The 26,497-nt window shown below is 34.2% G+C and carries 24 protein-coding genes; 10 read left to right on the forward strand and 14 right to left on the reverse strand.

Annotated elements, in window-relative coordinates; translation table 11 throughout:
- The first annotated feature begins 5 nt into the window (after positions 1-5).
- The 4 genes from FH508_RS09685 to opp4C are packed head-to-tail and all read left to right on the forward strand — an operon-like array spanning position 6 to position 3,734.
- Positions 6-995, forward strand: coding sequence for an ABC transporter ATP-binding protein (locus FH508_RS09685; protein WP_172771129.1), 990 nt, complete (start codon positions 6-8; stop codon positions 993-995).
- Positions 992-1,846, forward strand: coding sequence for an ABC transporter ATP-binding protein (locus FH508_RS09690; protein ID WP_172771130.1), 855 nt, complete (start codon positions 992-994; stop codon positions 1,844-1,846). The genes FH508_RS09685 and FH508_RS09690 overlap by 4 nt, the downstream gene beginning before the upstream one ends.
- Positions 1,840-2,814 (forward strand): ABC transporter permease, encoded by a 975-nt coding sequence (locus FH508_RS09695; RefSeq protein ID WP_172771131.1) that lies wholly within the window; start codon positions 1,840-1,842, stop codon positions 2,812-2,814. Before FH508_RS09690 ends, FH508_RS09695 begins: the two co-directional genes overlap by 7 nt.
- Positions 2,811-3,734, forward strand: a complete 924-nt coding sequence (gene opp4C, locus FH508_RS09700; protein ID WP_172771132.1) for an oligopeptide ABC transporter permease — start codon at positions 2,811-2,813, stop codon at positions 3,732-3,734. Before FH508_RS09695 ends, opp4C begins: the two co-directional genes overlap by 4 nt.
- 165 nt (positions 3,735-3,899) lie before the next feature.
- Here the strand turns inward: opp4C and FH508_RS09705 are convergent, their stop codons facing one another.
- From FH508_RS09705 to FH508_RS09725, 5 genes are all read right to left on the reverse strand, one after another.
- Entirely contained in the window at positions 3,900-5,081 is a 1,182-nt protein-coding gene (locus FH508_RS09705; RefSeq protein ID WP_228134469.1) for a M20 metallopeptidase family protein, read from the reverse strand.
- A gap of 467 nt (positions 5,082-5,548) precedes the next feature.
- Entirely contained in the window at positions 5,549-6,079 is a 531-nt protein-coding gene (locus FH508_RS09710; RefSeq protein WP_172771133.1) for a hypothetical protein, read from the reverse strand.
- A 295-nt stretch (positions 6,080-6,374) separates the two neighbouring features.
- Positions 6,375-7,049 (reverse strand): hypothetical protein, encoded by a 675-nt coding sequence (locus FH508_RS09715; protein ID WP_172771134.1) that lies wholly within the window; start codon positions 7,047-7,049, stop codon positions 6,375-6,377.
- Positions 7,043-7,351, reverse strand: coding sequence for a hypothetical protein (locus FH508_RS09720; protein ID WP_172771135.1), 309 nt, complete (start codon positions 7,349-7,351; stop codon positions 7,043-7,045). The genes FH508_RS09715 and FH508_RS09720 overlap by 7 nt, the downstream gene beginning before the upstream one ends.
- Before the next feature lie 788 nt (positions 7,352-8,139).
- Positions 8,140-9,567, reverse strand: coding sequence for an aminotransferase-like domain-containing protein (locus FH508_RS09725; RefSeq protein WP_172771136.1), 1,428 nt, complete (start codon positions 9,565-9,567; stop codon positions 8,140-8,142).
- Positions 9,568-9,679: 112 nt separating this feature from the next.
- Between FH508_RS09725 and FH508_RS09730 the strand changes: the two genes are divergently transcribed.
- Both FH508_RS09730 and FH508_RS09735 read left to right on the forward strand, forming a co-directional pair.
- Positions 9,680-10,603 (forward strand): DMT family transporter, encoded by a 924-nt coding sequence (locus FH508_RS09730; RefSeq protein ID WP_172771137.1) that lies wholly within the window; start codon positions 9,680-9,682, stop codon positions 10,601-10,603.
- 64 nt (positions 10,604-10,667) lie between these two features.
- On the forward strand, positions 10,668-11,336 hold the full coding sequence (locus FH508_RS09735; protein WP_172771917.1) for an MBL fold metallo-hydrolase: 669 nt from the start codon (positions 10,668-10,670) through the stop codon (positions 11,334-11,336).
- A gap of 295 nt (positions 11,337-11,631) precedes the next feature.
- On the opposite strand, the gene FH508_RS09740 is transcribed toward FH508_RS09735, so the two are convergent.
- The 8 genes from FH508_RS09740 to FH508_RS09770 form a co-directional block, all read right to left on the reverse strand.
- The gene (locus FH508_RS09740; RefSeq protein ID WP_172771138.1) at positions 11,632-13,437 is read right to left on the reverse strand and encodes an ABC transporter ATP-binding protein; all 1,806 of its coding nucleotides are present in this window, start codon (positions 13,435-13,437) and stop codon (positions 11,632-11,634) included.
- Positions 13,431-15,437 carry an ABC transporter ATP-binding protein gene (locus FH508_RS09745; protein ID WP_172771139.1) on the reverse strand — a complete coding sequence of 669 codons (2,007 nt, stop codon included), beginning with the start codon at positions 15,435-15,437 and terminating at the stop codon, positions 13,431-13,433. The genes FH508_RS09740 and FH508_RS09745 overlap by 7 nt, the downstream gene beginning before the upstream one ends.
- Positions 15,438-15,495: 58 nt before the next feature.
- A complete protein-coding gene (locus FH508_RS09750; protein WP_172771140.1) occupies positions 15,496-17,475 on the reverse strand; it encodes an asparagine synthase-related protein in 1,980 nt (659 codons plus the stop codon).
- On the reverse strand, positions 17,444-17,914 hold the full coding sequence (locus FH508_RS09755) for a lasso peptide biosynthesis B2 protein (protein ID WP_172771141.1): 471 nt from the start codon (positions 17,912-17,914) through the stop codon (positions 17,444-17,446). The genes FH508_RS09750 and FH508_RS09755 overlap by 32 nt, the downstream gene beginning before the upstream one ends.
- Before the next feature lie 17 nt (positions 17,915-17,931).
- A complete protein-coding gene (locus tag FH508_RS09760; protein ID WP_172771142.1) occupies positions 17,932-18,201 on the reverse strand; it encodes a PqqD family peptide modification chaperone in 270 nt (89 codons plus the stop codon).
- Between the two features lie 88 nt (positions 18,202-18,289).
- Entirely contained in the window at positions 18,290-18,415 is a 126-nt protein-coding gene (locus FH508_RS23935) for a lariocidin family lasso peptide (RefSeq protein ID WP_255639718.1), read from the reverse strand.
- 243 nt (positions 18,416-18,658) lie between these two features.
- Entirely contained in the window at positions 18,659-19,306 is a 648-nt protein-coding gene (locus FH508_RS09765; protein WP_172771143.1) for a response regulator transcription factor, read from the reverse strand.
- A gap of 563 nt (positions 19,307-19,869) precedes the next feature.
- The gene (locus tag FH508_RS09770; RefSeq protein WP_172771144.1) at positions 19,870-20,778 is read right to left on the reverse strand and encodes a LysR family transcriptional regulator; all 909 of its coding nucleotides are present in this window, start codon (positions 20,776-20,778) and stop codon (positions 19,870-19,872) included.
- A gap of 407 nt (positions 20,779-21,185) precedes the next feature.
- On the opposite strand from FH508_RS09770, the gene FH508_RS09775 reads away from it, so the two are divergent.
- From FH508_RS09775 to rarD, 4 genes are all read left to right on the forward strand, one after another.
- Positions 21,186-22,472, forward strand: a complete 1,287-nt coding sequence (locus tag FH508_RS09775) for a GntP family permease (RefSeq protein WP_172771145.1) — start codon at positions 21,186-21,188, stop codon at positions 22,470-22,472.
- A 37-nt stretch (positions 22,473-22,509) separates the two neighbouring features.
- Positions 22,510-23,301, forward strand: a complete 792-nt coding sequence (locus FH508_RS09780; protein WP_172771146.1) for a 3-hydroxybutyrate dehydrogenase — start codon at positions 22,510-22,512, stop codon at positions 23,299-23,301.
- 238 nt (positions 23,302-23,539) lie between these two features.
- The gene (locus FH508_RS09785) at positions 23,540-24,076 is read left to right on the forward strand and encodes a hypothetical protein (RefSeq protein WP_172771147.1); all 537 of its coding nucleotides are present in this window, start codon (positions 23,540-23,542) and stop codon (positions 24,074-24,076) included.
- A gap of 170 nt (positions 24,077-24,246) precedes the next feature.
- Positions 24,247-25,152: an EamA family transporter RarD gene (gene rarD, locus FH508_RS09790; protein WP_172771148.1), complete on the forward strand. Its 906-nt coding sequence runs from the start codon at positions 24,247-24,249 to the stop codon at positions 25,150-25,152.
- A 96-nt stretch (positions 25,153-25,248) separates the two neighbouring features.
- On the opposite strand, the gene FH508_RS09795 is transcribed toward rarD, so the two are convergent.
- The gene (locus FH508_RS09795; RefSeq protein WP_172771149.1) at positions 25,249-26,493 is read right to left on the reverse strand and encodes a helix-turn-helix domain-containing protein; all 1,245 of its coding nucleotides are present in this window, start codon (positions 26,491-26,493) and stop codon (positions 25,249-25,251) included.
- Between the last annotated feature and the right edge of the window lie 4 nt (positions 26,494-26,497).

Genomic DNA, 26,497 nt, shown 5'->3' on the forward strand with positions numbered 1-26,497 from the left:
TTTTAATGGAGAGTTTGCTAAGCGTAAAACAGCTGAAAACGGCATTCGAAACTGAATATGGAAAAGTAGTCAGTGTCGACGATGTTAGCTTTGATGTAAAAAAAGGTGAAACATTGGGGATTGTTGGTGAGTCGGGAAGCGGGAAAAGCGTAACAGCACTCTCTATTATGCGTCTATTAGGGAAACGCGGTTCAATTGAGCAAGGTGAGATTACATTAGAAGATAAAAACTTAACAGCTCTTTCTAATAAGGAATTTCAATCGTTACGAGGGAAAGAAATTTCAATGATTTTTCAAGAGCCAATGACCGCGTTAAATCCTGTTTTTACAATTGGCCATCAGCTAGTAGAGGCCATTTTACTCCATACAGATGTCGATAAAAAGGAAGCAAAAGCAATTGCTCAAAATATGTTAGATAAAGTTGGTATACCTAATGCTAAACGTGTGATGAAGCAATTTCCATTCTCTTTATCAGGTGGAATGCGACAACGTGTCATGATTGCAATAGCTTTAGTATGTAAACCAAAGCTATTAATTGCGGACGAACCGACAACGGCACTTGATGTAACGGTACAAGCACAAATCATGCGCTTAATGAATGAATTGTGTTATGAGCTGCAGACTTCTGTTTTACTTATTACACATGATTTAGGTGTCGTTGCAGAAATGGCAGATCGTGTCATCGTTATGTATGCAGGGCAAGTTGTCGAAGAAGCAGATGTTTTTACGTTGTTTGAACGACCATTACATCCATATACAATGGGCCTAATGGATTCAATTCCATCAATGGATTTTGACGGAAAACAATTAAAGGCAATACCAGGTACGATACCAGGACGTTATCAAAATATTGTTGGCTGTCGTTTTGCAAACCGTTGCGCATTTGCAACAGAGCATTGTAAAAAACAGCAACCACCATTAATTGAAGTTGAAAAAGGGCATAAAACGAGATGTTTTGAATGGCAAAAGGTCGCACAAGGAGGAGAGCAGAAATGAAAAAGGAAACAGAGCAAAACAACTCTCCGTTACTTGTATTAGAAGATGTTAAAACGTACTATCCGTTTAAAACAGGCTTTATGAATTTAAAAACCGATTATGTGAAAGCAGTAGATGGTGTTTCATTCGAAATTTACGAAGGGGAAACAGTTGGGCTCGTAGGAGAATCTGGCTGTGGGAAATCAACGTTAGGGCGCACGATTATCGGTCTAGAACCGAAAACAGGGGGCCGTATTCTATTTAATGGTCAACAAATGGATTATCGAACAGACCGCGTTAGCTTAAGTCAACAAATCCAAATTGTTTTCCAAGATCCATATTCTTCTTTAAATCCAAGACAAACAATCGGATCATTACTTGCAGAACCGCTACGCGTACATAAAATAGTCCCGACGAATGAGATAGCGCAGGAAGTAGACCGATTACTTGCGTTAGTGGGGCTACCAACGACAGCAAAAGACCGTTACCCACACGAGTTTTCGGGTGGTCAACGCCAACGTGTCGGCATTGCTCGTGCGTTATCATTACGACCAAGATTATTAATTTGTGATGAGCCTGTATCGGCATTAGATGTTTCGATTCAAGCGCAAATTTTAAACTTGTTTAAACAGCTTCAAAATGAATTAGGGTTAACATACTTATTCATTGCGCACGGTTTAGGTGCAATGAAATATATTAGTGATCGTATTGCAGTAATGTATGAGGGCAAAATTGTGGAGATGGGTAAAACAGAACAAATTTTCTTAAACCCTCAACATGATTATACAAAAAAATTATTAAATGCTTATCCGAAGCCAGATCCGACAAAACGAAGTATTATTCGCCGTGAAAAGGGGACAGATGCATGCTAGGATATATTTTAAGACGATTATTAATCGCCGTCCCCGTTTTATTTGGTGTATCGGTTATTAACTTCATTATTATGCGAATGGCACCGGGTAATCCTGTCGATATGCTCGTGAGCCCTAAGTTACCAGAGGCCGCAAGACAGGCTAAAATGATAGAATTAGGACTAAATGATCCAGCCTACATTCAATATTGGAATTGGTTAAAAAACTTAGTGTTGCATGGCGATTTAGGCTATTCCATGATTACGTATGAGCCTGTAACCGAGTTAATTGCGAGCCGAATGGGTCCGACAATTATTTTAATGGGAACAGCGTTAATATTAGGGTTAATTATTGCGATTCCAATTGGCATTTATAGTGCAACGAAGCAATATTCGAAACTTGATTATACATTTGTAACGGGTTCATTTTTAGGAGTTTCCATTCCAAACTTCTTCTTGGCTTTATTATTAGTATATATTTTCTCAATTCAATTAAATTGGTTACCTTCAGGCGGTATGAAAGAATTAGGTGCTGAAGGAAGCTTCGGATCACTTTTATGGCATATGATTTTACCAGTGACAGTGCTTGTCGCAAGCGTTGCTGGGAGAAACATCCGTTATGTGCGTTCGGGCATGCTTGAAATTATGGGACAAGATTTTTTACGTACAGCTCGTGCAAAAGGAGTAAAAGAATTTTTCGTTGTGAATAAACATGCGATGCGAAATGCTTTAATTCCAATTGTAACAATTATCGGATTAGAGATTTCGATTTTATTTGGTGGAGCAGTTGTAATTGAGCAAATTTTCTCCTGGCCAGGTATTGGTCAGCTTACGCTTTCTTCCATTATGAGCCGTGATTACTCTACCATTATGGGATTAAACTTAGTAGCTGCATTCATTGTTATTGCTTCAAATATTTTAACGGATATTGTATACGCATTTGTCGACCCACGTATTCGCCAAAGCTATGTTGGGGGTGGCAAACGATGAGTTTATTTAAACGGTATTTTAATAAAAAACAGTATGATACAGAACACACGGTCACTTGGAATGAAGAATTTGCTGTAGCAAATACGAAGAGCTTATTTTGGAAAAGATTCAAAAAGCATAAATTAGCTGTAATTGGACTATGGTTTTTAGCGATTGTAACGATTGCGTCCATTTTTGCACCGTTTATTGCACCTTTTGATCCAGCTGAAATTACAAGCGAATTTAGTGCTCCACCTTCATGGCAGCACTTACTAGGTACAGATCAAGTAGGACGAGACGTGTTTAGTCGCGTCATTTATGCGGCACGTGTTTCGTTAGCTGTAGGTATTGGTGCGGTGGCAATTTCGGCGATTATTGGTACTGTATTAGGATTAATTTCTGGTTATTTTGGTGGCATTATAGATGGGATGATTATGCGTATTACAGATATGTTTATGTCATTTCCATATATTTTGTTTATTTTAGTTGTTGCTAGTATTGTAGGACCAGGGTTAACGAATATCATTCTTATTTTAGGGGTGTTAGGCTGGCCAGGTATAGCACGACTTGTGCGCGGCAATGTTTTAGCGATTAAGCAATCGGACTATGTGAAAGCAAGTATTGCTTTAGGATATAGGACGCCACGTATTTTGTTTAAGCATATTTTACCGAATACCATTGCACCTATTTTGATTTTCGCTACTTCTGGTGTTGCAGGGGCAATATTAGATGAAGCAGCATTAAGCTTTTTAGGCTTAGGTGTACAGCCGCCAGATGCAAGTTGGGGGAATATGCTTTCAAATGCCCAATCGATTTCGATTTTAACGGATCAACCGTGGCTTTGGATTCCACCAGGTATTTTAATATTATGTACAGTTTTATCAATTAACTATATTGGGGATGCATTGCGAGACGCACTTGACCCACACAATTCAAAGTAGCAAAAGGGGCAAATCCGAAAAAAACATTACTTTCGGATTTGGCTTTTTTGATTTTGGATCATACTCTAGCGATTGAAATTAAACGAATGTAATTTTGTGCTTACATTTTCCTAGAAAAGACAAAAACGGATTTGGAAAATTACACGTTTTCCAAATCCGTTTTATTTATTCGACTTTACCGTAATAATCAATAATTTTTAAGAATATTGTTGCGATATTTAGCAATGCACGCTCATCAAAATCGAATTTCGGATGGTGGTGAGGGAATTGTGTATTTGCATGTTCATTGGCAGAGCCAACGTGAATAAAGTTTCCTGGTACATGTTGTAAGTAATAGGCAAAATCTTCGGCACCCAAGACTGCAGTTTTAATTTCGAAAGCTTCTTCTGTGAATTGTTCTTTAATTAATTGTTCAACAATAACAGATTCCTTTTCTGTATTAATTAAAACAGGATAGCCTTTTAAATAATCGATTTCATAGTCTACATAATTTGAAACTTTTAAGCCATCTAAAATAGCGAAAATTTCTTTTTCAATTTGATTACGTACATTTTGATTTAATGTACGAACAGTACCTTCTAATGTAGCAGTGTCTGCAATAACATTAAAGGCATTTCCTGCATGTAAACTACCAACTGTTACAACCGCTGCCTCAGTTGGATTTACTCTACGGCTAACGATTTGCTGGAAATTTTGAATAAGCTGAGTCGCTGCAATGATCGAATCTTTCGTCGTATGTGGGTAAGCTCCATGTCCACCTTTACCGAATAATTTAATCGTAAATGCGTCAACAGAGGCCATTATTGGACCAGCTGCAGTTGAAATTTTTCCTAAAGGTAAATCGGAAGCTAAATGAGCTCCAAATACAAAATCAACACCATCAAGCGCGCCATCCTCAATCATAAATTTTGCTCCACCTGGTGGTTTTTCTTCTGCAGGTTGGAAAATTAAACGGATAGAGCCTCTTAATTGATCTTTATTTTGCTGTACAATTTTTGCAAATGCAAGTAGTGCAGCAGTATGTCCATCATGACCACAAGCGTGCATAACGCCAGGTACTGTCGATTTATAGGGTACGTCTTTTTCATCATTGATTGGCAGGGCATCGAAATCGGCACGGAACGCGAGTGTTTTTCCTGGTAAAGCGCCATCAATGTTAGCAACGACTCCATTTTTGCCAACGCGTTCGCGGAATGGGATACCATATTCTTTTAATGTATTTGCAATAAAAATGGATGTTTTTTCTTCTTCAAATGATAATTCAGGGTGCATATGCATATAACGACGATTAGCTACAATTTCATCGAAAAGTGTATGTAATTGTTCTACTTGATTTTGAAAACTCACAAGATCACCTCTATCTAAATGTATGAAAATGATAATACGTTGATTAAACCAAGTTGTCAAGTATGATATAAAAATATAAACGCTTTATGAAAAAGTTTTCTTAGGTCCAATCCAATCGCTCTTGTTTTTTAATGTAAGTGGGATCTTGCGAAAAAACATTCTTAGATAAGCACAAGAAGATAAAGGATAAAAAAAGGACGATTTTAACTGATTTTGTTGAAAAGGAATACTTATTTACGTTAAACAAGCATTCTAGCATTTGATTCTCGCTCCATGCAGACGCTTCCTCAGGTGCATCGAAAACTGCAACCCTCGCTAATGTGCCCCTTGTTGCATTTATATACTTTGTGTTTCTACAGGAGTTACCATCTCGGTTTTAATCATTTAAACACGCAGGTAGATAAATTCTATTTTATAAAAAGGGGAGGGCATAGTCCTTGATGGAGTTGAAGATATTGGCAGTGATTCTAATATACTAGCTTATTATCCTTATTGTATACTAATACATCATTTAGCATCGTGTCAGTTAAACTACGTGGAATAGTTTCGAGAGTAATATATAAATTTCTAAAGTTTTCGTTAATAAGTGCAACTTCAAATAAGTGCTTAGTATTGCCTTCATTTACAACTATATAATTTATTTTCTCATTATAGTTACCACTTAAAAGAATATAATTACCTCGATTTGTATGTATGATATTGATATTCTTATCTAAAATATTAGATTTTACAAAAATAATTTTTAATTTTTTGTTAACATAATTCACTTTGAAAACTGCATATCCCTTTTCATTACCATACTCAAATAAAACAATCTTTGAATTAGATTTTGAAATGTCATATTCTTCTATCGATGAAATCTCTATATCGGCCTCTAATTGTTGTTGAATACTAGTAGTCATTGCACTCTCGTTCGATTCAATAGAATAAGTTCTTTGTATAATTAAAAATACAGTAAATATAAGAAGAATAGAAATAATTATTATATAGTTTTTCAAGATATATCCCCCGTACATTGTATTTTGAATTTATTAACTTATGTTGATAAAAACTTTTTGAATAGGGTTTTATATTATGCGATGCTATTATATGGAGGTATTTAACAATTAGAGTTATACAAGTAATTAGTGATGTACTATTCGCGCTTACGCCCATATCACTGGATTTTGCAAAAGAGTACAGTCTTGTTTGGCCTGTTAAGCACAGTAGGTTAGGCGCGAATAGTATTTATTGTTTCGTCTTCACTGTTTACTCTAAAAATTTTTTACTTTACTAGATGAACAAAATAAAATTTTAATACCCTTTCGAGTTATATGGGTTTTTATATGTGACACTTTGAATATAAAAATTAAATTGAAAGTTTAATATGTTATTAACAAGTATTCTTACAATCCATTTTCCTGTTTGCATGGTATTTGAATCAATTCTAAGCCCATGCTTTATAGTAGATGAACCTTGAAAAAAATCTACAGGTAAATATTTATCAGTAATATAATATGTTCCTTCTGGTCCTATCCATTCAAAAGTTACGATAATACTATACTTAATTGTGTCAATAATTGTTCTATTAATATTCACTAAAAGACCAATCACCTCATCTGTTAAAAAGAAATTTTTAGTAAACAAATAAGTGTCCGGATTGGAATTTTGAATTTTAAAAGATTGAACAGACAATATAAAATCCTCATATATTTCTGTATTAATTAGATGCTGATCATAAACCGAATATATCATAGTGTTTTTATCTTTATAAATATTTAGGTTTAAAGGATCCAAAAAAAAGTTAGAATCATTTAAACAATAATAATACAAACAGTTTTGAATTAATACCAAATTATCGATTTCCCATTGACACGAAATTCTATTGTAATAAAGAGGTACATTGATTAATTCATTTCCTTCTAAATACTTCATTTCTAGCTTTTTGACAAAAGGAGATAAATTAATTTGAAATTTTCTATTTACCATACGCCTCGTTCTTGTCCTAAGCGATATACGAAATTTGTACCGAAAGAAATTACAGCACCTACCCCAGTTGTTTTAGCAGCTGTTGATATAGCAGCTTTAACAACGGATTGTTTTGCTTGTGAAGCACCTACTCCGACGGCAGCTTTATGTGCGTTTGCTTTGTTATTATTATAGGCTTCAACACCGACTTTATAACCATCTTTAGCACCTGTTATAGCAGCACCTACAGTAAAAACTGGCCAAATTTGATCTTTTACCGTTTGTTTTAAAGCATTATTGATACTAGTTGACCAACTTGCCATAAACATCACTCCTATAAAAAATATATGTACTTATAATAAAGAGGGAAAATTAAATTTCTTATAGATACCTGTAGATTTTTATTAAAAGATATTTCTTCGGAAGGGAGAAAATTTCACAAATATCTTTTCACTCAGAAAATTCAAATAAGTATACTCTTTAGCATTGAAAAAATAATTTCCCCAATAATTATACGTACATATTTAATTATATTAGAAGCCTAAAAAAATGATTATTCAAAATATAAAAAGTTCAAAAACATTTAAAAATTATTGGCTTCAAACTATCATTAATTAATAGGGGGAATGAGATATGAAGAAGCAATTTTGGAATGTTTTTGAAATGAATTGTGTTGAGACAGATTAATCACGTAATCTGGAGAATACTTGGAATAAAACATATTAATTACGAAGTCTTAAAATTGGACTAATCTAGTTATAACTTTAGAAGAAGTGAAATTTTATTCTCTTTTTAGCTGATGTAATTGAAGATATTAATATGTATTGGAGGAATTGGCGATGAAAGACAGCAACTTACGTGAAGCTTTTCAATCTTGGGAAGAATTGAAAATACCCAGCAGAACAAGCTAGGATTGAAAAAGGCATTCAAAAAAGTAAAAAGCAATGCGAGAAAGATGATAGTAAAAAGGGAATAGCAATGAAGCTCAAAGAACTCCGGGAGTTATTTGAGCTTTTTTATTTTAGCAACAATTTGCTTAGAACCAACCATACGATAGTTACAATGATGAAAGGTTTTGAAAAATGCAGTGGGAGTACCAAAACAGAGTGCATCATGCACCATACGTAGCAAGCGACTGCGCCACGGCAACCAAGCTTTTTACCCCTTCTCTTATTTGCTTTTCATTTGCATAAGAATAACTTAAACGTATCCAAGAAGATTGTTGTTTTAATGGATCGCATATTTGCCCTGGCACAAAGGATATAGATTGTTCGATACTTTTCGTTAATAATATTTCAGTTGAAAGTTGATTAGGGAGCTGCACCCATAAATTCAGACCACCTTTAGGACTGATCCATTGCCAACCTGTTTCTGCTAGCTCTTCCTCCATGATTTCTTTTCGTATTTGTAGGGCAATCCGAATTTTCTCCAGGTGTTGCTGCAATCTACTTGATGAAAAGTAATGGAGAAAAATTTTTTGGTTGAGAAGTGGTGAGCCATTATCCGCTAATGATTTTTCTGTTAAAAGTAAGTTCAGTAATGATGATCGACAAATAACAGTCGCAATTCTCAAACCAGGTGAAATATATTTGCAAAAGCTTCGGATATAAATAACTGTTCCCGCTGTATCGTATGTGTAAATGGGTGGAGGAGGAGCATCATCAAAATAAATGTCATGATACGCATCATCCTCAATTAATAAACATCGATATTGTTCAGCTAACTCTACTAATTTTTTTCGCTGCCGAGCAGGAACCGTATAACCAGTCGGATTATGAAATGTTGGGTTAACATAAAATAAGCGCGGCTTGTATTGTTTCATATAGGATTCAACCTGATTTAAATCGTACCCATCAGGATAGATATCAACCGTTACAATGTGAGCGCCTTGTGCTCTAAAAATATCAATCGCCGCACTATAGCTTGGCCGTTCAAATAAAACGACATCTCTAGGTCTAATAAAAGTTTGAGCGACTAAGTGAATTGCTTGCTGTGAGCCAGAAGTAATTAAAAGCTCATCTGCAGTGAGATGCGTTTTATATTGGTTGATAAAATATTGTGCTAGTGTCTCACGTAGCTCTAAATCTCCTTGCACAGTTGAGTAAGTGGCAAGTACTTTTGGGTAAAGATCAAACACTTTCTTCACATAGTCCGAGAAAAAGTGATTAGGTAAAAGATTTGGGTCGATTAACGCCTGAGAAAAATGATAAGAAACTGTCGATTGATGAATTTCAGATAAATGATTTTTTTGTACGTATGCAGAAATGATTGGATTGTCTTGATTGTGGTATTCATAATTTTCAGTTAAATCAGATTGAACAAAATAGCCGACTTTATCTTTTACATACACTTTATTATGCTGTTTCAGTAATCGATAAGCCTTTAAGACGGTTAACCGATGAATATTCATTTCTGTTGCTAATTGCCGAACAGAGGGTATTTTTTCATGTTCTTTCCATTCATTCCGTTCAATTCGGTGTAGTACATAATCATATATTTTTTTAAAAAGATAGTCTTCATTTTGAATGGTTTTGCTCACTTCAATTCCTCCTACTCAAAACGATTGTATCACGACCAAATCTATTCTGGTCTATCTTTTTCAATCTGTTCTATCTTCTTTCTTTTATGATAAAAAAGAGGGGGATTTTGCTATGGTAATGATTAATTATTTTTTTGTGTGTTTAATTTTTGGAACGACGTTTTTAGCAATAAAAATTGGTGTCGATGCAGGCGTTCCTCCATTTTTATCAGCAGGAATTCGTTTTTTCATTGCTGGTTTGTTGCTATTTAGTTTTATGGTATGGAGAGAAAGAGCGACAATTCGGTTATTCTTTCGAAAAGAGATGTTTTTAACAGGAATATGTTTAACTTTTGGGACATTTGCTACATTATACTGGGCAGAACAATATGTAACGTCAGGAATTGCGGCGGTCTTATCTGCTACAGGGCCGATGATGATTATCATTATTCAGTCATTCATTTTAAAGCAAAAAGGCAGTCGGAACTCATTCATTGGTTGTATCGTCGGCGTCATCGGTGTTACGTTTTTGATTTTACCTAGTTTTTCAATTGAGATAAGTCCTTTCTGGATAGTCGGTTGTTTCGCCATTATATGTGGTGAAGTTTTTTACGCATCTGGAACGATTTATACAAAAAATGTCGTTCGAAAATATAATACGACATCACCGATTGCTTTAAATGCAGCGCAAATGATGCATGGTGGGCTTTTATTAATTATTTTATCGTTATTTACCGAGAACATTCATCTTGAATATCTTTTTAGTCCAGCTGCCATGGGCTCGCTTCTTTATTTAATTATTGTTGGGTCAATGATGGGCCATAGCATGTATTATTGGCTTGTCTCCAGGACAAATCCTGTTTTTCCTTCTACTTGGCTGTATATCTCACCATTCATTGCCGTTGTACTAGGTGTACTTTTTTATCATGAATATATTTCATGGCTAACAGTCATAGGTACTGTGACGATTATTGTAGGAACAGTGTTAGTTAATTTTGAAACATTGCGGGCATTATTTTCGCAGAAAGGGACTGTGCTTAATGATGTTAAAAATTGACTCTATTTTTATAAAAAAACCTATTTTACGTGAAAACTATAGTGTAAAAGGAGAACAAACACATATGGAAGTTTCTAAAGGAGTAGAAATGGTGGAGCTTGATTTTAATGGGAATATAATTTATCCAACACTATTGTGGAATCAGGAAATCGCGATTTTAATAGATACTGGATTCCCAGGACAAATTGAAGATTTACGCATAGCAATGGAGAGGGCAGGGGTGTCATTCGATAAATTAAAAGTTGTCATTTTAACACATCAGGATATTGATCATATAGGTAGCCTTCCTGAACTATTGCAGGTTTGTGGAAGCAATATTAAAGTTTATGCGCACGCACTAGATAAGCCATACATTCAGGGGGAGTTGCCTCTTTTGAAAGATGGGCACATAGAAAATCCACCTAAGGGAAAGGTGGATGATACATTGATGGATGGTCAAGATTTGCCGTATTGCGGAGGCATTCGTGTTATCCATACACCAGGGCATACGCCTGGCCATATAAGCTTATATTTGAAACAAAGTAAAACGCTTATTGCTGGAGATTCGATGTATAGTGCAAACGGCACACTGGGAGGAATTCATATTCCAACGACGTTGGATATAAAAGAAGCCCAACTATCGATAAAGAAATATTTAGATTTAGACATTGAATCGGTAGTTTGTTACCACGGAGGCTTGAGTAAGGGGAATATTAATGAGCAGATTCGGAACAACTTAAGTATCTCTAACTGATTGAAGGACATTCTTTTATTGGGAAATGTAAAAAAATCATTCCTGTATAAAAGCTAATTGAATAAAAAAAGTTGATGAATAGTTTACGGTGTAGGTTCAAATGTAAGAAGGAACAATAATTTCTTCAATTAATAGTTCAAATCGTTAAGTTACACGTATCGTATAAGGGGAGTGTCAATATTTTTGGTTTTTAGGAAGGGTTAGCCCTTCCTAAAACCAAAATTTCACGCTTCTAGTTCTCTTGCTTGCTAAAAACCTTAATTACAGTTATTTTTCACGTTATTTTATTCTTCTATCATTTATATTTTTGAGCTTGTAACTTATACAACTCTGCATAGTGTGCCTGGTTTTTTATTAATTCATCATGAGTACCGGTCTCTACGACCTTTCCTTTTTCTAAAAAGATAATGTTATCAGCAAAGCGGGCGGTACTTAGTCTATGTGAGACAATAATTACTGTTTTTCCAAAAGCTAATTTACGTAATTTTTCGAAAATCTCTTCTTCAATAAAAGCATCTAATGCAGATGTAGGCTCGTCAAAAATAAGTAGGTTTGCTGACTCATGTCTCATAAAAGCGCGAGAAAGAGCAATACGTTGCCATTCGCCCCCAGATAGATTTCTTCCACCAAATAGCCTTCCTAGTTCAGTATCATACTTATTTTCAAGCTTATGCAAAAATTGATTAGCCCCTCCAAGGCAAGCAGCCTTTTCAATACTCCTTAAGTCATCAAACTTAGAAATTTTGCCTACTCCAATATTTGACTTCAAGTCCATTTCATATCGTAGAAAATCTTGAAAGACTGCTGTTGAATTTAATCTGAAATTCTCAATATCATAACAACTTAATGGTAATGTATTGAAGTATATGGTTCCTTCATTTGGATCAAAATATCGTAAAAGCAACTTAATGATAGTACTTTTACCCGATCCATTTTCACCAACTAATACTGTTATTTTACCTTTTGGAATTTGTAAGTCATCAATCTTTAATACTTCCTTTTCACCATTATAGCTAAATGATATTTTATTAAATTCATATCCTTTGTTTATAGCATTATCGAGCAAAAAATTACCCGATTTCATATTGTTTTCGCTTGTTAAGAAAGAAACGATCTTTCTTAAATGTCTAGCTTCTCTAGGGCCAATTGCAAATACTGCAAATAATTCATTTGTACCTTCATTGAATTGAATAATGGCTCCAATAAACAGTAGTATATCTCCAGTGGATAACTGACCTTGAAGAGCTTGCCGCACAATATAAATTAGAATACCACCAGCAACCAAAGACTGTAGAAGGGACCAAATAAACTGATGAAGAGTCAGCTTTTTTTGATCGTTTGAAATAGTTTGTAGTAAATGTTTGGCAGTAGTACTGTAACGGGACTTGAAAAAGGGGATAAGATTATATACTTTCATCTCGCCGGCTGTTTCAGGCATAAGAGGGGTGCATAGATAATATTCTGCACGTCGCCTTAGCTCTTGAATCTCTTCACGTCCCTCAAAAGTCAAATTATTAATTTTTGCTTCCAAATACATTTTGGGAAAAGATAAGAGAACGAATAAAATTGGTGCCCAAGGCGCAAACATTCCGATTAATGTACTTCCAGCAATAATCAAAGCAACACCACTCAAGAATTGTGTGACAATGGTAATCCACATATTAACAAAATACTCATTATAACGAACAATTTGAGTTCTAGTATGGTAAGATGCTTGTTCAAAAGGTGCAATATCAGGAATGGAAATAGCCTTAGTAATGAGTAATCTATCTATATGAGCTTGAAGTTTAAAGGTTAACAGTCTTTTTTGCATCTCAACCAATGGTTGAAGAGCATCGACTAGTAAAGTAAAAGCAATATAAATTAAAGCCATCCATACTACCGTGTTCCAAGAGAATAAATTAAAGGGAGTAAGTGTAATTTTATCAATAATCTTAGCACTTAACCAAATAAGTAACGGGCCAAGCAAAGATTCTAATAATATTATTAAGAATAGAGCGCATGTCTTAAGTTTGTCACATTGCCAAAATAAGTTTAAACCATATAAAATTACAGAGGTTGTTTCAGAGAATTTTTTAATAACACGTTTAATTTTTAGCAAAAGGCCTCATCCTTCCCTTGAAAAGATTTGGCTTGTAGGCGAAACATTTTTGCATATTCCCCATTCTTTTTGAGAAGAGTTTCATGACTTCCTTCTTCAACAATCTTGCCATTCTTCAGTACCAGAATTCGGTCAGCCATCCTCACCGTACTGAAGCGGTGTGAAATCATAATAACTGTTTTACCATGCGTAAGTTTCTTAAACTGTTGGAATATATCATATTCTGCTCTTATATCCAAAGCAGCAGATGGCTCGTCTAAAATCATTAATCCAGCCTGTCTCATAAGCGCTCTAGCTAAGGCAATCCTTTGCCATTGTCCTCCTGATAAGTCAATACCTCCCCATTCTGGCCCAACCAATGTTTCAAGATTTTCGGTTAATTCAGCAATTGTTGTTTCCAATTTTGCTGAGCGTACTGCTTGGTTGATTTTATCTTCATTATGTAGGGCGTTTAAATCTCCAAGAGCAATGTTTTCTCTTATTGACATGTCATATCGACCAAACTCTTGGAATACTACTGAAATTTGCTTTCTTAGTTCGTCTAAATCGAGAGTGCGAATATCAATACCGTTTACTTTAATTTCGCCTTGATTAAATTCATAAAATCGGCAAAGCAATTTGATAAGTGTAGTTTTTCCAGAACCGTTAGCACCTACAATTGCGACTTTTTCACCTGGAGAGACAGAGAAATTAATATGATCTAAAACATATTCAGAACTCTCAATATTATCTTTATCGGTGTTTAATATCTGCTCTTGGTTATTCTTTTCAAATTCATTTTCATTAAAGTCTTCATACCAATCAGGCTCATCATAGAAATCTTCCTCTTCTGTTTCCTCTAAGTCTTCATCAGATTGTTGATAGCCTACATCCTCTTGAACTGATTCTTGATATGGATAGCGGAAACAAACATCTCTGAATTCAATAGATAGGGCACCTTCACTAGCAATTGGCACTGGTTTAGAAGAAAGTTCGATATCCTTTTCAGCTTTCATAAAAAGAATAAAATCTTTTCCCATTCGCCATAAATCAATCGTATCCGCGCCTTCTTTAGCAATTTCTCTCATAGCAACAGATAATTGAAATACGGCTCCTAAGTACAAGGCAAAATCTCCAATAGATATACTGCCGGAACCGGTCTTCATTAATATCCAAAAGTAACCAACACCTGATCCTATCCCTGATAATAAACTAGTTAATACAGTGCTATAAGAACCGTTTTTTTGAATTCTACTAAAGATACGATATAGATTTCCAAAAGTTGTACTATACATGTTATGAAAGAAATTTCCTAAACCAAATAAGCGGATTTCCTTTGCCGAACGTCTACTCAGTAATAAACTCCTAATATAATCTATTTTCCTTCTTAACGGTGCATACTCTTTAGCATAGTCCCATTCCATCTCGTTATAACGGTTTTGTACAAAAGCAAAAGGAGCAGTGGATAGAACAAGTAGTAAAGCAAGCACTGGTGAAAAATAGACGAAAACTAAAATGATTCCGATCGATGAAAGTATTGCAGTAATGAGATTTGCACTAATACTAATCAATTGGAAAGGTAACCAAGTAGCGTGATCTCGTAGTATTTCAAGTCTATCTCTATACTGGCGATCTTCAAAAAAACGCATCCCTGGAATACGTTCAAAAGCATCAAGCAAAAAACTATTAACAGTAATCATGGAGCGTTCCGCAAGTATTGTTTTTACCCATGATTCTAAAGTTTTTACTATACTCAGAATAATTAAACTGATGGCATAAGCAAAAGCCCATAACTCTGTATGTGATAATTCATTTGGTTCAACAATACCGTCGATTATTTTTTTTGAAAAATATAATTGAATGATAGGGATGATGGCATCCACTACAATAAAAATAGCTATGCATAGTGTTAGAAGGGGTCCGGATTTCCAAACCATATTAAGAAGTAGTATAAATGTTTCTCCGGCACTTTTCAGATAATTTCGCTTTTCCTTACATCGCCATTTCTGTTTATGTACCATTTTCTTCACCTTTATTGGAGTATTTTATCTAAATAAGAGTGTGAAAATCTCTTTAATGTCATAAATTTAAAGTCTCGATTTCACCTAATAAACGGGGTTTATTAGGACGGGAGCGTTCGAGCACATATTTTTTTCCTTTTTCCATCTCTTGTAACCAAATTTCCAAATCAATGATGGCTCTCATATATTGATAGACCATACCTAAATCATTATTTGGATCTTCTGAGCGAATAGACATAGCAAGTAAATGTTTCCAAAATACATCTCTTTTAATAATACCCAGCTCTACTACTTGTGAATTTTTCCTTTTATCAAATAGCTGGAGAATTTGTTTACGGTCATTTAGAAAACTCTTTCTTGCCATATGTGCATAAGTTGTTTTTGATGTGCGATTGTACATGTATGTAGGCAAAATATTAGTATATGCCTTACGTAAGAGCATTTTAGACCCTGCATACTTTTCCGATTTCCCTTTGATGAGATCGAAATGCTGTTCAGGAGAAACTGAGAATGAAAATTCAATAATTCGTCTATCTAAAAATGGATGATATGTAGGTAGTGTTATACCAACAGAATCCATATATCTTGCTCGCGGCCAAAGAAAATCATAATGATATCTTTTACCCCAATACCTCAGAGCCTTACTTTTTCTATAACTTAAATAGTCTTCTTTAGTAATTTTCTTTTCACGCTTCAAATGTTCAACTGTAAAAAATTCTGGTAACTCGTATTCTGTATCAGACCATAATAAATCATAATAGAATTTCTCACCTAAATAAGGAATAAACGGGGAAATACCATATAGGAATCCGAGCTTCACCATTTGTTTAAGGCTTCCGCCAGACCATTTTTTTAGAAGACTAAATGCTTCAAATAAGCGTTTCTGTCGGATAAAAGAATCAATTATAGCTACTTCTCCACTAAAAATAAAATCGCCACCTTCACCTGTTAAAACAGATATAGCACCATATTCTTCAGCAATTATAGTGAAAGTTTCATTGACAAGCGCATTTGCTCTAGGATCTGGTCCATCAATGTACCAAAGTGGATCTCTTCCTAATTCTGCATTTGGAATTTTAGCCGTTGCATCTGCTAAAATAATAAGTCCAGGAATATCTAAGTCATTCATCATTTTTTTTACAAGGTCCTTATCGTGACTAAGAATCATGTCGTTATCTGCAAATGAAATATTGACAGCAAGAAAACGTTCCTTATTACCTTCAGCCAATGCCGCTGCTGTAATAGTAGCAGAATCTAGCCCTCCGCTTAGCTCAATAATGTGCTTTTTTCCTCTTAAACGATCAGCTGTAACCTCTTGAAACAACTCACAAAAGTATTGGGTAGCATCGCTTATTATTTGCGGTTGCTCAAGCAATTGAGACATACCCCAATAACTTTTAATTTGTAAAGAATCGTGGTTCCATTTAGCAAGGGAAGCTGGAGGGATTTTTTTTATACCTTTAAAGAAAGTCCGTTCCTCGAAATCGTTCTCTCCAACAGCAAAACCTGATGTTGGGAAAATCTTGCATATTTCATCGTCTATTAGGAATGGAATTTCAGTTATTAATAATAGTGCACGAATATCATTTGCAATAAATAATTCCCTTTCTTTGCTTATCCAATAATAAATTGGCCGTGTTGCATAGATATCTGTAGCAACTATAAAATTTCGAGTTGTCTCATCCAAAAAAGCTATCGTAAATTCACCGTAAGAATTAGATAATAATTTGTCAGGTTCATATTGTAGGGTAGTATATAGTTCTTTTCTTTGGTAATCTGGTAATGAACTAACGCCATCCGAATATATTGGGATTTTACCACCTATCCAACCATCGATTACTAATGGGGGGAAGAAATTTTGGTGTGATTCTGAATGCTTAAAATTTGTAGTTGTATATTCAACCTTGATTTCTGCCATATGGAACATATCATTGTCCATAACATGAACGGCAAAAGCGCGTCCCCATTTTATTAAATTTTCTAACCACTCGCTCCATTTTTCTTTGTTATTTCCTTGCATTGCAATCCAAATTTTCATAACGTGACAAAACCCACCTTTCAGTATATTTATTCATATTATAAGTTTGTAAAACTTTTAAATCTTCATTTTTATTGTTAGGGTCAATCTTTTTTCCACTTTTCAATTGTACCCATGCATGAGAAAATAACTTGTGATCAATTTTTTTAACACCTATTATTAAGTCTGAATCGTATCCTCCACTGAATAAAATGGCTTGAATAGTAACTGCTATGGATACGCATGATGTAACTAGAAGATCATCTTCATCGAGTTTATACAGAAATTGACCTAATCGATATAATTCGTCTATATTTAATTCATTTACCTTTCTACCATTTGCACTTGCATAAAGAGGATACATATGAACAGCGATTTTTTCATAGGCTTCTTCAAAATCATATTCCAACAGTAACATCCTTACAAAACCATGAACTGTTGTAAAATACCCCTCATTCATAACGGGAAATCCTCCTCTTAAATATCTTTTATTTTGATTAGTTTCTTATCTGCAAGTTCGCGTGTAGCTTCATAGAGAATTTGAACCAATTCTTCTTCAGATTGATCAAATTGACTTTTCCACTTTGAAAGAATTACTTTTATATCTTTGTATTCGTTGTCAATTTCTAACCAAAGTTCCTTAAGAGCATGTTCTAATCCAAAATATTGACCACTTTTTAAGTCAAGTATTATACATTCCTGTTCCATAACTGTCGTAGCGATATCTTTATTACGAGCAATTTTCATAAAATTTCCGACCTTCTTATGTATGATTAGTTAGATTAGCAGGAGGAGAGAGTCAAAAGACTCTCTCTAAAAAGAATGTCACTATTTATTAACCTTTTTTCCCTCCTTTTCTTCCGCGACCAAATTTACCATCACCAGGTTTGCTTTTCTTAGAAAGAGTAACCGCTAAGAAATCACCATAGTTTTTTACTTGAGCAGATTGTAACTTATTCATAATCTCTCACTCCTTTCATTTTTTTATAGTTTTATGATAGGAAAAATAATTAACATCTTGTAAGTTTAGCAACCTACAAAGATTCAATAATTTAACCTGTCATATGTTACCTCTGTTTGGAGGTTTATTTATAGATTAACTTATGAAAATAACTTTAGATACCGTAAAGAAACCTCAAAAAAACCGCAAATTAATTACGGTGTTACCAGAATTAATTTGTGGTTTAGCTTGTAAATGTAGTTTCTATTCAGTTCGCTTGCTTATTTCCTCTATTTTTTTGATTGCCTTGATTCTTGAGTTTACATTTAATTTCTTGAAGATATTTGATAAGCGATATTCCACAGTTCTTAGGCTAATAAATAATTCTGCTGCGATCTCTTTATTTGTTTTGTCTGCCATAACAAGTCTTAGAGTTTCTATTTCATTTTTACTTAAATTATATTTTTTTAATAGGTGGAAACCCTCTAAAATGTTTATACTATTATCAGGTATTTTTAATTGCTGTAATAAATTTATTGGCATCATTGAGTTACCTTCTAAACTTGCTCTAATCGCCGCTATAAGTGTTTCTTTTGAAGCAACTTTATTAATAAAACTTGAAACACCTGAAGAAACTAACTTATTGAAGTGTGGTTCAATATCGTAACCAGTATAAATAATAATGTTAGATTTAGGGGAGATTTTTGAAACTTCTTTAGCAAGTTCTTGTCCGTTTAATCCTGGCATGTTTAAATCAAATACAAATACGTCAAATTCGTATTTTAATAAAATTTCTAATGCTTTTTCACTAGAATTAACAAAAGTTACTTTAAAATCTTTTTCTTGCTCTAGTAATAATTTCGTGCCCTCACCTACTAAGTTATGATCATCTACAACCAATATTTTAATCAACTTTAACCCTCCTTAAGAAAAACTATTAAAAATATATGTAATATATTGTATATAAATAGTTGAAACAGTAATCTATTTGTGTGGGAAGATAGTGTTGTAGTTGTATAAAAATTCCTTTATAACCTTATTAGAAAATGTTAAGTATGGTAATTAAAAATATATGGATTATGAGGATAAATTTATATTTACTGATATTATGTCATGATATGTCTAATAGGGAATTACAAAATATAATAAAATAGCTGCTGTTAAAGAGCTATTAATTCTCTTAGATAGTTAGATGATTATAGAAGATAATGATAATTAGTTGGCTTGCAAAAAGGTGGTTTTTTTTCTTTGATGCTCTATTTCAGAATTAGTTTACTGTATTTAGGTTCGTTACTTCCATAAAAAGATATTATAGTCTTATTTTATTATCTATTTAAGCGGCAGTACACAAATCTTATATACACTTTTAGTGCAAAGAGATAAAAATGACACTTAACAGATCAAAAAAAGAAGCACAACCCTTGATTTTAGGTTTGTACTTCTATAGTTATTATGTTTGCATTAGATAGATCCAATTATTTTCCTTTAAAATTTTGCAGAGCTGAAAATTCCAAAGTCGGCAATAGGTTAAGTAGTTCTCTTAATGCCAACGGTTTATGGGCATTTTTTTTAGTAATGACGCCTAGTCGCCAAAATAATTCAGGTTTTTCAATCGGTATAATTTTGACATTCTTATTTGTTTGTTTATTATAAATTGAATTCGGTAAAATTGTAACACCTAATTTGGATGCTACTACTTCAATCATAACATCCCATTGTGAACTTTTGAGTGCAATGTTTGGCGTAAACCCAGCTGCTTGACAAGCTTCAATCATAAAATCATGCAAAGCAAAATCTTCTGTAAAAACGATAAATTTTTCATCTTTTAATTCTTTTAATTTAATACTTTTTTTATGGGCAAGCCTATGCTCCTCATTTACAAATAGCACAAAGTTATCCTGTATAAACGGAGTAATATTAAATTTAGATTCATCCTCGGGTAAGACTACAATGCCTAAATCAATCGTACCTTCTTCGACAAGTTGATTAATCACCTTAGCCCCACGTTCAATTAATATTAAAGATACTTCTGGATATCGTTCTTCAAAATTTCGAGCAATTTCAGAAAAAAACAATGTCCCAATTAGCGGAGGAATACCTAGTTTAATTTCGCCAGTAGCTATTTCACGAAATTGATCTAATTGAACGTTCAACTCCTCAATCACTTCGAATACTTTTTGACTCTGGTTATAAACAATTTTACCTGCTTCAGTCAATTGCATATGTCTTGTTGATCGATCAAATAACTCCAATTGTAGTTCTTCTTCTAATTTTTTTATAGCTTTACTCAAGGAAGACTGAGATAAGTATGAATGTTCAGCAGCCTTCGTAAAGCTATTATAATTCGTCACTTCTAAAAATAATTTTAATTCACGTAGTTCCATATTTACACCTATTTATTCTTTTTATTCATTAATGTTATTCATATTATTCGTTTTACTAATAAATTCGTCAGCGTTATACTTTATTCGGATATAACATTAATGTTCAAATTTTTGTAACATACTTGTTTAGCATCTTAGATAATACAATACGTTCCAGTAAAAAAATATTTTTGTGAAATATATATTTCACGAGAATTAACAACTTAAATAAAATGGCAATCTAAATATGCATTTAGTTGTCCTTTCTTAGGATTATATTGTTTACGAGATGTAACTACAGGATAGTTACAAAAGTTTCTATTTGGTCAAGGTATACATTGGTCAAATAAATTTAATACTTTTTGGTAATTATATCTTATCAAATAGTTGGTAAACAGTATTAGCTTTAAGGAAAGAGGTGAAACTATTTGTTAAGTATTATTATTGGACTAGTCCTATTAATGGCTTTAGCGTATCTTGGATGGTCTATCATATGGGTTGCGCCCCTTGTAGCGGGTGTTGTTGCAGTTCTTAACGGATTAAATGTACTTGACACATATACAGGTACGTATATGCAAGGGTTAGTTAATTTCGTAAAAAGTTGGTTCCCTATTTTCTTATTAGGAGCCGTGTTCGGAAAATTGATGGAGGATACAGGCGCTGCAAAATCTGTAGCTCAAAAGGTTACTCAATTAATTGGTAAAAAGAGAGCTATACTTGGTGTATTAATTGCTGCTGCGTTACTAACTTATGGTGGTGTTAGTCTTTTTGTAGTTGTATTTGCTATTTATCCAATTGCGCTTCAACTATTTCGTGAAGCAAATGTATCAAGAAAATTACTTGTACCAACGTTTGCACTTGGAGCATTTACATTTACAATGACATCTATACCAGGGACTCCACAAATCCAAAACTTGATTCCAATGGATTACTTTAAAACTTCTCCTACGTCAGGATCAATCATTGGCATTGCTGCCACAATTATAATGGCTGTTGGTGGATATCTTTGGTTAGCATATAGAGCGAAAAAGTTTGCCGCTCAAGGCGAAGGGTATACAGAACCAGAAAATAGTACGCACATGACAACTGATGGAGATCAGAAAGTCCCTCATTGGATTATTTCCTTGATTCCACTTGTCGTTGTCGTTGTGCTATTAAATATTGTTAAGTTAGATGCTGTTATCGCTTTACTAGTTGGGGTCTTATGTATCATGATTCTTAACTTAAAGGATTATAAAAAATTTATTCCATCTATTAATGACGGTGGTAAAGGCTCTGTCATGGCTATTTTAAATACAAGTGCGGCGGTAGGATTTGGCTCAGTTATTGCCATTGTGCCTGCATTCGATAACATAACTTCATGGCTATTAGGTATTTCTGATAATCCATTAATTGCTGAAGGTTTAGCTGTTCAAATTATGGCCATCATCACGGGATCAGCTTCTGGTGGTATGGGTATTGCTCTTTCAACTTTAGGAGATACGTTTAATAACGTTGCCCAAACGACAGGAATTAGTCCTGACGCTTTACACAGAATTGCTGCTATTGCCTCAGGTGCATCGATATTTCCTAATAATGGGGCATTATTAACTTTACTGGCTGTTACAGGATTATCTCATAAAGAAACTTATAAAGATGTATTTGTTGTAGCGTTTTTCATTCCTACTCTTGCTATGATAGTTGGAATTCTCTTAGCTGCAATAGGTTTAGTTTAATAACGATGTTAGCTTAAAAAATTAGGAGGAATATATTATGTCTGAATTCATCAATGTTAAAAATAAAGTAGTTATTATTACAGGTGCAGGTCGCGGAATTGGATTTGAAATCGGTAAACGTTTTGCTCAATTCGGAGCAAAAGTAGTTCTTTCTGATATCAATGAAGAAATGGTAGTAGAATCTGCAGAATCTCTAATTAAAGAAGGTTTTCAAGCGATTGGTGTGAAAGCGGACGTTACGAGCGAAGAAGAACTTCAAAACTTAATTCAAACAGCTAAGGGAAAATTCGGTTCTGTTGACATCGTTATTAATAATGCTGGTTTACAACACGTTTCTCCAATAGAAGATTTTCCAACTGCAAAATTTGAATTAATGCAAAAAATTATGTTAGTTGCACCATTTATTTTAATTAAAAATGTATTTCCTATTATGAAAGAACAAGGTTTTGGACGTATTATCAACATCGCTTCGATTAATGGTTTAATTGGATTTGCTGGTAAGGCTGCTTACAACAGTGCAAAACATGGTGTTATCGGATTAACTAAAGTTGCAGCTATAGAAGGTGCAAAACATGGTATCACAGTAAATGCTTTATGCCCTGGTTATGTAGATACACCACTTGTGCGTGGTCAAATAGCTGATTTAGCAAAAACGCGCAATATTCCAGAAGATAGAGCGCTTGAAGATATTATTTTAGCTCAAGTGCCTCAGAAAAAATTACTAGATGTAAGCGAAATTGCAGACTATGCGCTATACTTAGCAAGTGATCGAGCTAAAAGCGTTACAGGACAAGCTGTTGTCATTGACGGTGGTTATGTAGCACAATAGTATACCTGAAGAAAGAATCCATTTTAAGAAAAATGGATTCTTTCTATTTTGCAGTAATAAGAGCAGATTTAAAAAAAGCTCCTTGCTTTTATACGGGGAGCTTTTTTATTTTTGACAAAATGTGCTTTTCTCATTATGATAAGATAAATGAGAATGATTATCATATAAAAGGAAGCTGAAGGATGTTAAACAAAGCAATCCCATTACACGAACAATTTAGTAATGGAGTGAGAAAAAAATGACGAACAAAATGGATTTATCAGCATTAACATGTGAAAAAATGCAAGATGGCACACTTGCTGTCAAATCGACAGAAACACTTATGATGTTAACGCAAAGCCGCTATAAAGAGCTAATGCATATTGAAGAATTGTATAATGCCGTCCATCTTGATTTAGATGAAAAGCAAATTGTATTGGAGCAAGAGCGAAAAAATTTAAAAAAACAAAATGCGAAGCTAACAGAAGACATGCAAAAATTGACACAACAAAATGCGGTATTGCAAAAAAAGCTAACAGAATATAATTGTGTCGTCGACGAGTTAAAGGAGCTCCGACGACAAAATACCGACTTGCTAATTGAGCTTAGTAAATATACCGCTCTGTCTAGGGAATCTCTTTCAGGTCCTTTAAAATCAATGATTCGAGATATGCGGGAGCAGGGGGTAGGTATAAAAGAAATTCATATTCGTATTAAGCGTCAAATTAATCCTGAAATTAGTTATAGTATGGTGCGAAAATATATTTCTGAGCTTGAAAGCGAAAATAAAGCGTAATGTCTGGTGTTTAAGCAATAAACAATATGTTAATAGTAAAATTGTGCATTTACAGTAGCCAGTCAAAGTCCTATAATTAGTCTATTCTTTCACATTATGAATAAACGGCAATCTTGAGAAATTACAAGAGAGTCGTAATCGATTTAAAAAGAGTAGGAGAATTAAAGACAATGTCAAATGAGAAAAAAGGTGTATTGGCAGCGTTTTTTGCCTATGCCATTTGGGGAGCATTCCCACTTTACTGGAAATTACTTGAGCATGTGCCAAGTATGGAAATTTTATTAGGCCGTGTAATTTGGTCCTTCGTCTTTACAGTGCTAGCAGTCATTATTCTCGGTATGCGCAAAGAGTTACTAGCAGATTTAAAATATTTATGGACACATCAGAAGATTTTTTGGCAGTTAGCTGGCGCATCTTTTGTCATTTCAATGAATTGGTATTTATATATTTGGGCTGTAACTCACGAGCATTTAATTGAGACAAGCCTCGGTTATTATATTAATCCACTATTGTCGGTTATTTTCGGGGTTGTTTTCTTTAAAGAGTCGTTGAGTCGTGCACAATGGGTTGCTACAGCCATCGCGTTTATTGCGGTTATTATATTAACAGTAAATTATGGTACAGTACCTTGGGTGGCTATTCTAATTGCCTTAACGTTCGCTATTTATGGGGTACTGAAAAAGAAAATTACACTTGATGCAACAAGGGGTCTAGCCATCGAAACTATGTTTATTCTGCCATTTGCGTTAGGCTATTACATTTATTTATTTTCAACAAGCCAAGCATCTTTCTTACACGTGAATATCCATACAGATGTATTAATGATTGTTAGCGGTATTGTGACAGCAGTGCCTCTAGTTTTATTTGCTAAAGGTGCTCAAAATATTCCGCTTTACTTATTAGGTTTTATACAATATGTAGCGCCAACAATTGTTTTAATTTTAGGTGTGGTACTTTATAAAGAACCATTCAGTCAAGTAGAACTACTGGCATTCAGTATTATATGGCTTGCTTTATTGTTGTTCTCTGGTTCAAAAATTATAGAAATAAGGAAAGCACATCATAAATCTGCGTAATGAAAAGGACTTGTAGAGTAATCTACAAGTCCTTTTAACGTGTAGACGAAAGCATCCATCCGTAGCAGCATTCCGCACTTTCACAGGTTCTTTAATCTATTGTCTAGAATCGATTTGTGCTTTAATTTTAAAATACGTTTCCTCAATTTTTTGTTTATAAGGTAGGTCGATTAAACCTTTCGAATCCATATATGCAGTTTTGGCAATTTCGTAAGCCGTTGTTAACTCTCCAAACTGAGCGTAGCAAAGCGCTTTATAGGAGAAACATTCATTCATACTCAGTAAATCATATGGATGCACAATTAAAATGGGAATCTCTTTTAAATGATTAAATGCGGCAAGTGCTTCTGAATAGCGACCAAGTAAATACAATGATTTTCCTTTTTCAGCGTAATAGAAATTTTTATCTATTTTTGTTGAACTTGTAAGTGCATGTAATTGTTCAATTTCAACTAAAGCTTGCTCATATTCCTGTTTATAATTGTTATAATAATGTGCTTTTAAGACGTATATAAAAGCATCGACATCAGCTTGTTCAACGAAAATACGATACTGCTCCAACTTCATCATCATTTGATCTGCCTGCTCAAAGTCACCATCAATCATGGCGCAATAGGAACCAATACGATATAAGTCATCAATATGATAAAACAATTGGTTTTGATGCGCGTGTTCAATGGTTTCGTTAATTAATTTTTTACCCGCTTCATGCTCACCAATGGCTAACTGAAAAATGCTAATATAATAAGCCAATTTTCCCGTATCACGAGAATCTAGCTGATAGTTTTCAAGGTCGATTTCTGCCTTCACTTGTAAAATACAATGATAAGCTTCATCATATCGACGATTTTCTGATAGAATACCGAGCTGCAGCATATAGGTTTTAAACCAATGGCTCCACAAATTGATTTCTTTAAATATTTGGCGTGCTTGTTGTAGCGGTTGCTCCCATGTTGTGAGACCAGCCACATACTGCGCATTTGCATAAATATATAATAATCGCCCAGCTTCATAGCTAAGAGGTAAATCGTCTATGTACGGGTGAATGATATCTACGAGGTGCTGATGGTGCTTTGCATCACCAAGCTCGGCCTCAGCAAACATAGCTTCTACTTGCTCTAAAAGATGACGGATATCAGAAGATGCTACTTGTTCAAGTAATTCACTTGCTTTCACGCCAAGTCGTTCCGCAATATAGTCTAAGCTTTCCATAGATGGCTTCGCTTTATCATTTTCTATTTGGCTTAGCATACCTTTAGTTAGACGATCGGCAGCAAGAGCCTCTAATGTTAATTTTTTTTCTTTTCGTAATTTGCGAATTCGCATGCCTAAAGAGTCCACTTCC

The sequence above is a fragment of the Lysinibacillus sp. CD3-6 genome (genome assembly GCF_006351725.2).
Taxonomy (GTDB): Bacteria; Bacillota; Bacilli; order Bacillales_A; family Planococcaceae; genus Lysinibacillus.

Coding starts and splice junctions, on each gene's coding strand:
- FH508_RS09685 (WP_172771129.1), top strand. CDS start 6: ATGGAGAGTTTGCTAAGCGTAAAACAGCTGAAAACGGCATTCGAAACT.
- FH508_RS09690 (WP_172771130.1), top strand. CDS start 992: ATGAAAAAGGAAACAGAGCAAAACAACTCTCCGTTACTTGTATTAGAA.
- FH508_RS09695 (WP_172771131.1), top strand. CDS start 1,840: ATGCTAGGATATATTTTAAGACGATTATTAATCGCCGTCCCCGTTTTA.
- opp4C (WP_172771132.1), top strand. CDS start 2,811: ATGAGTTTATTTAAACGGTATTTTAATAAAAAACAGTATGATACAGAA.
- FH508_RS09715 (WP_172771134.1), bottom strand. CDS start 7,049: ATGGTAAATAGAAAATTTCAAATTAATTTATCTCCTTTTGTCAAAAAG.
- FH508_RS09720 (WP_172771135.1), bottom strand. CDS start 7,351: ATGGCAAGTTGGTCAACTAGTATCAATAATGCTTTAAAACAAACGGTA.
- FH508_RS09730 (WP_172771137.1), top strand. CDS start 9,680: ATGGTAATGATTAATTATTTTTTTGTGTGTTTAATTTTTGGAACGACG.
- FH508_RS09735 (WP_172771917.1), top strand. CDS start 10,668: ATGGAAGTTTCTAAAGGAGTAGAAATGGTGGAGCTTGATTTTAATGGG.
- FH508_RS09745 (WP_172771139.1), bottom strand. CDS start 15,437: ATGGTACATAAACAGAAATGGCGATGTAAGGAAAAGCGAAATTATCTG.
- FH508_RS09750 (WP_172771140.1), bottom strand. CDS start 17,475: ATGAAAATTTGGATTGCAATGCAAGGAAATAACAAAGAAAAATGGAGC.
- FH508_RS09755 (WP_172771141.1), bottom strand. CDS start 17,914: ATGAATGAGGGGTATTTTACAACAGTTCATGGTTTTGTAAGGATGTTA.
- FH508_RS09760 (WP_172771142.1), bottom strand. CDS start 18,201: ATGAAAATTGCTCGTAATAAAGATATCGCTACGACAGTTATGGAACAG.
- FH508_RS23935 (WP_255639718.1), bottom strand. CDS start 18,415: ATGAATAAGTTACAATCTGCTCAAGTAAAAAACTATGGTGATTTCTTA.
- FH508_RS09770 (WP_172771144.1), bottom strand. CDS start 20,778: ATGGAACTACGTGAATTAAAATTATTTTTAGAAGTGACGAATTATAAT.
- FH508_RS09780 (WP_172771146.1), top strand. CDS start 22,510: ATGTCTGAATTCATCAATGTTAAAAATAAAGTAGTTATTATTACAGGT.
- FH508_RS09785 (WP_172771147.1), top strand. CDS start 23,540: ATGACGAACAAAATGGATTTATCAGCATTAACATGTGAAAAAATGCAA.
- rarD (WP_172771148.1), top strand. CDS start 24,247: ATGTCAAATGAGAAAAAAGGTGTATTGGCAGCGTTTTTTGCCTATGCC.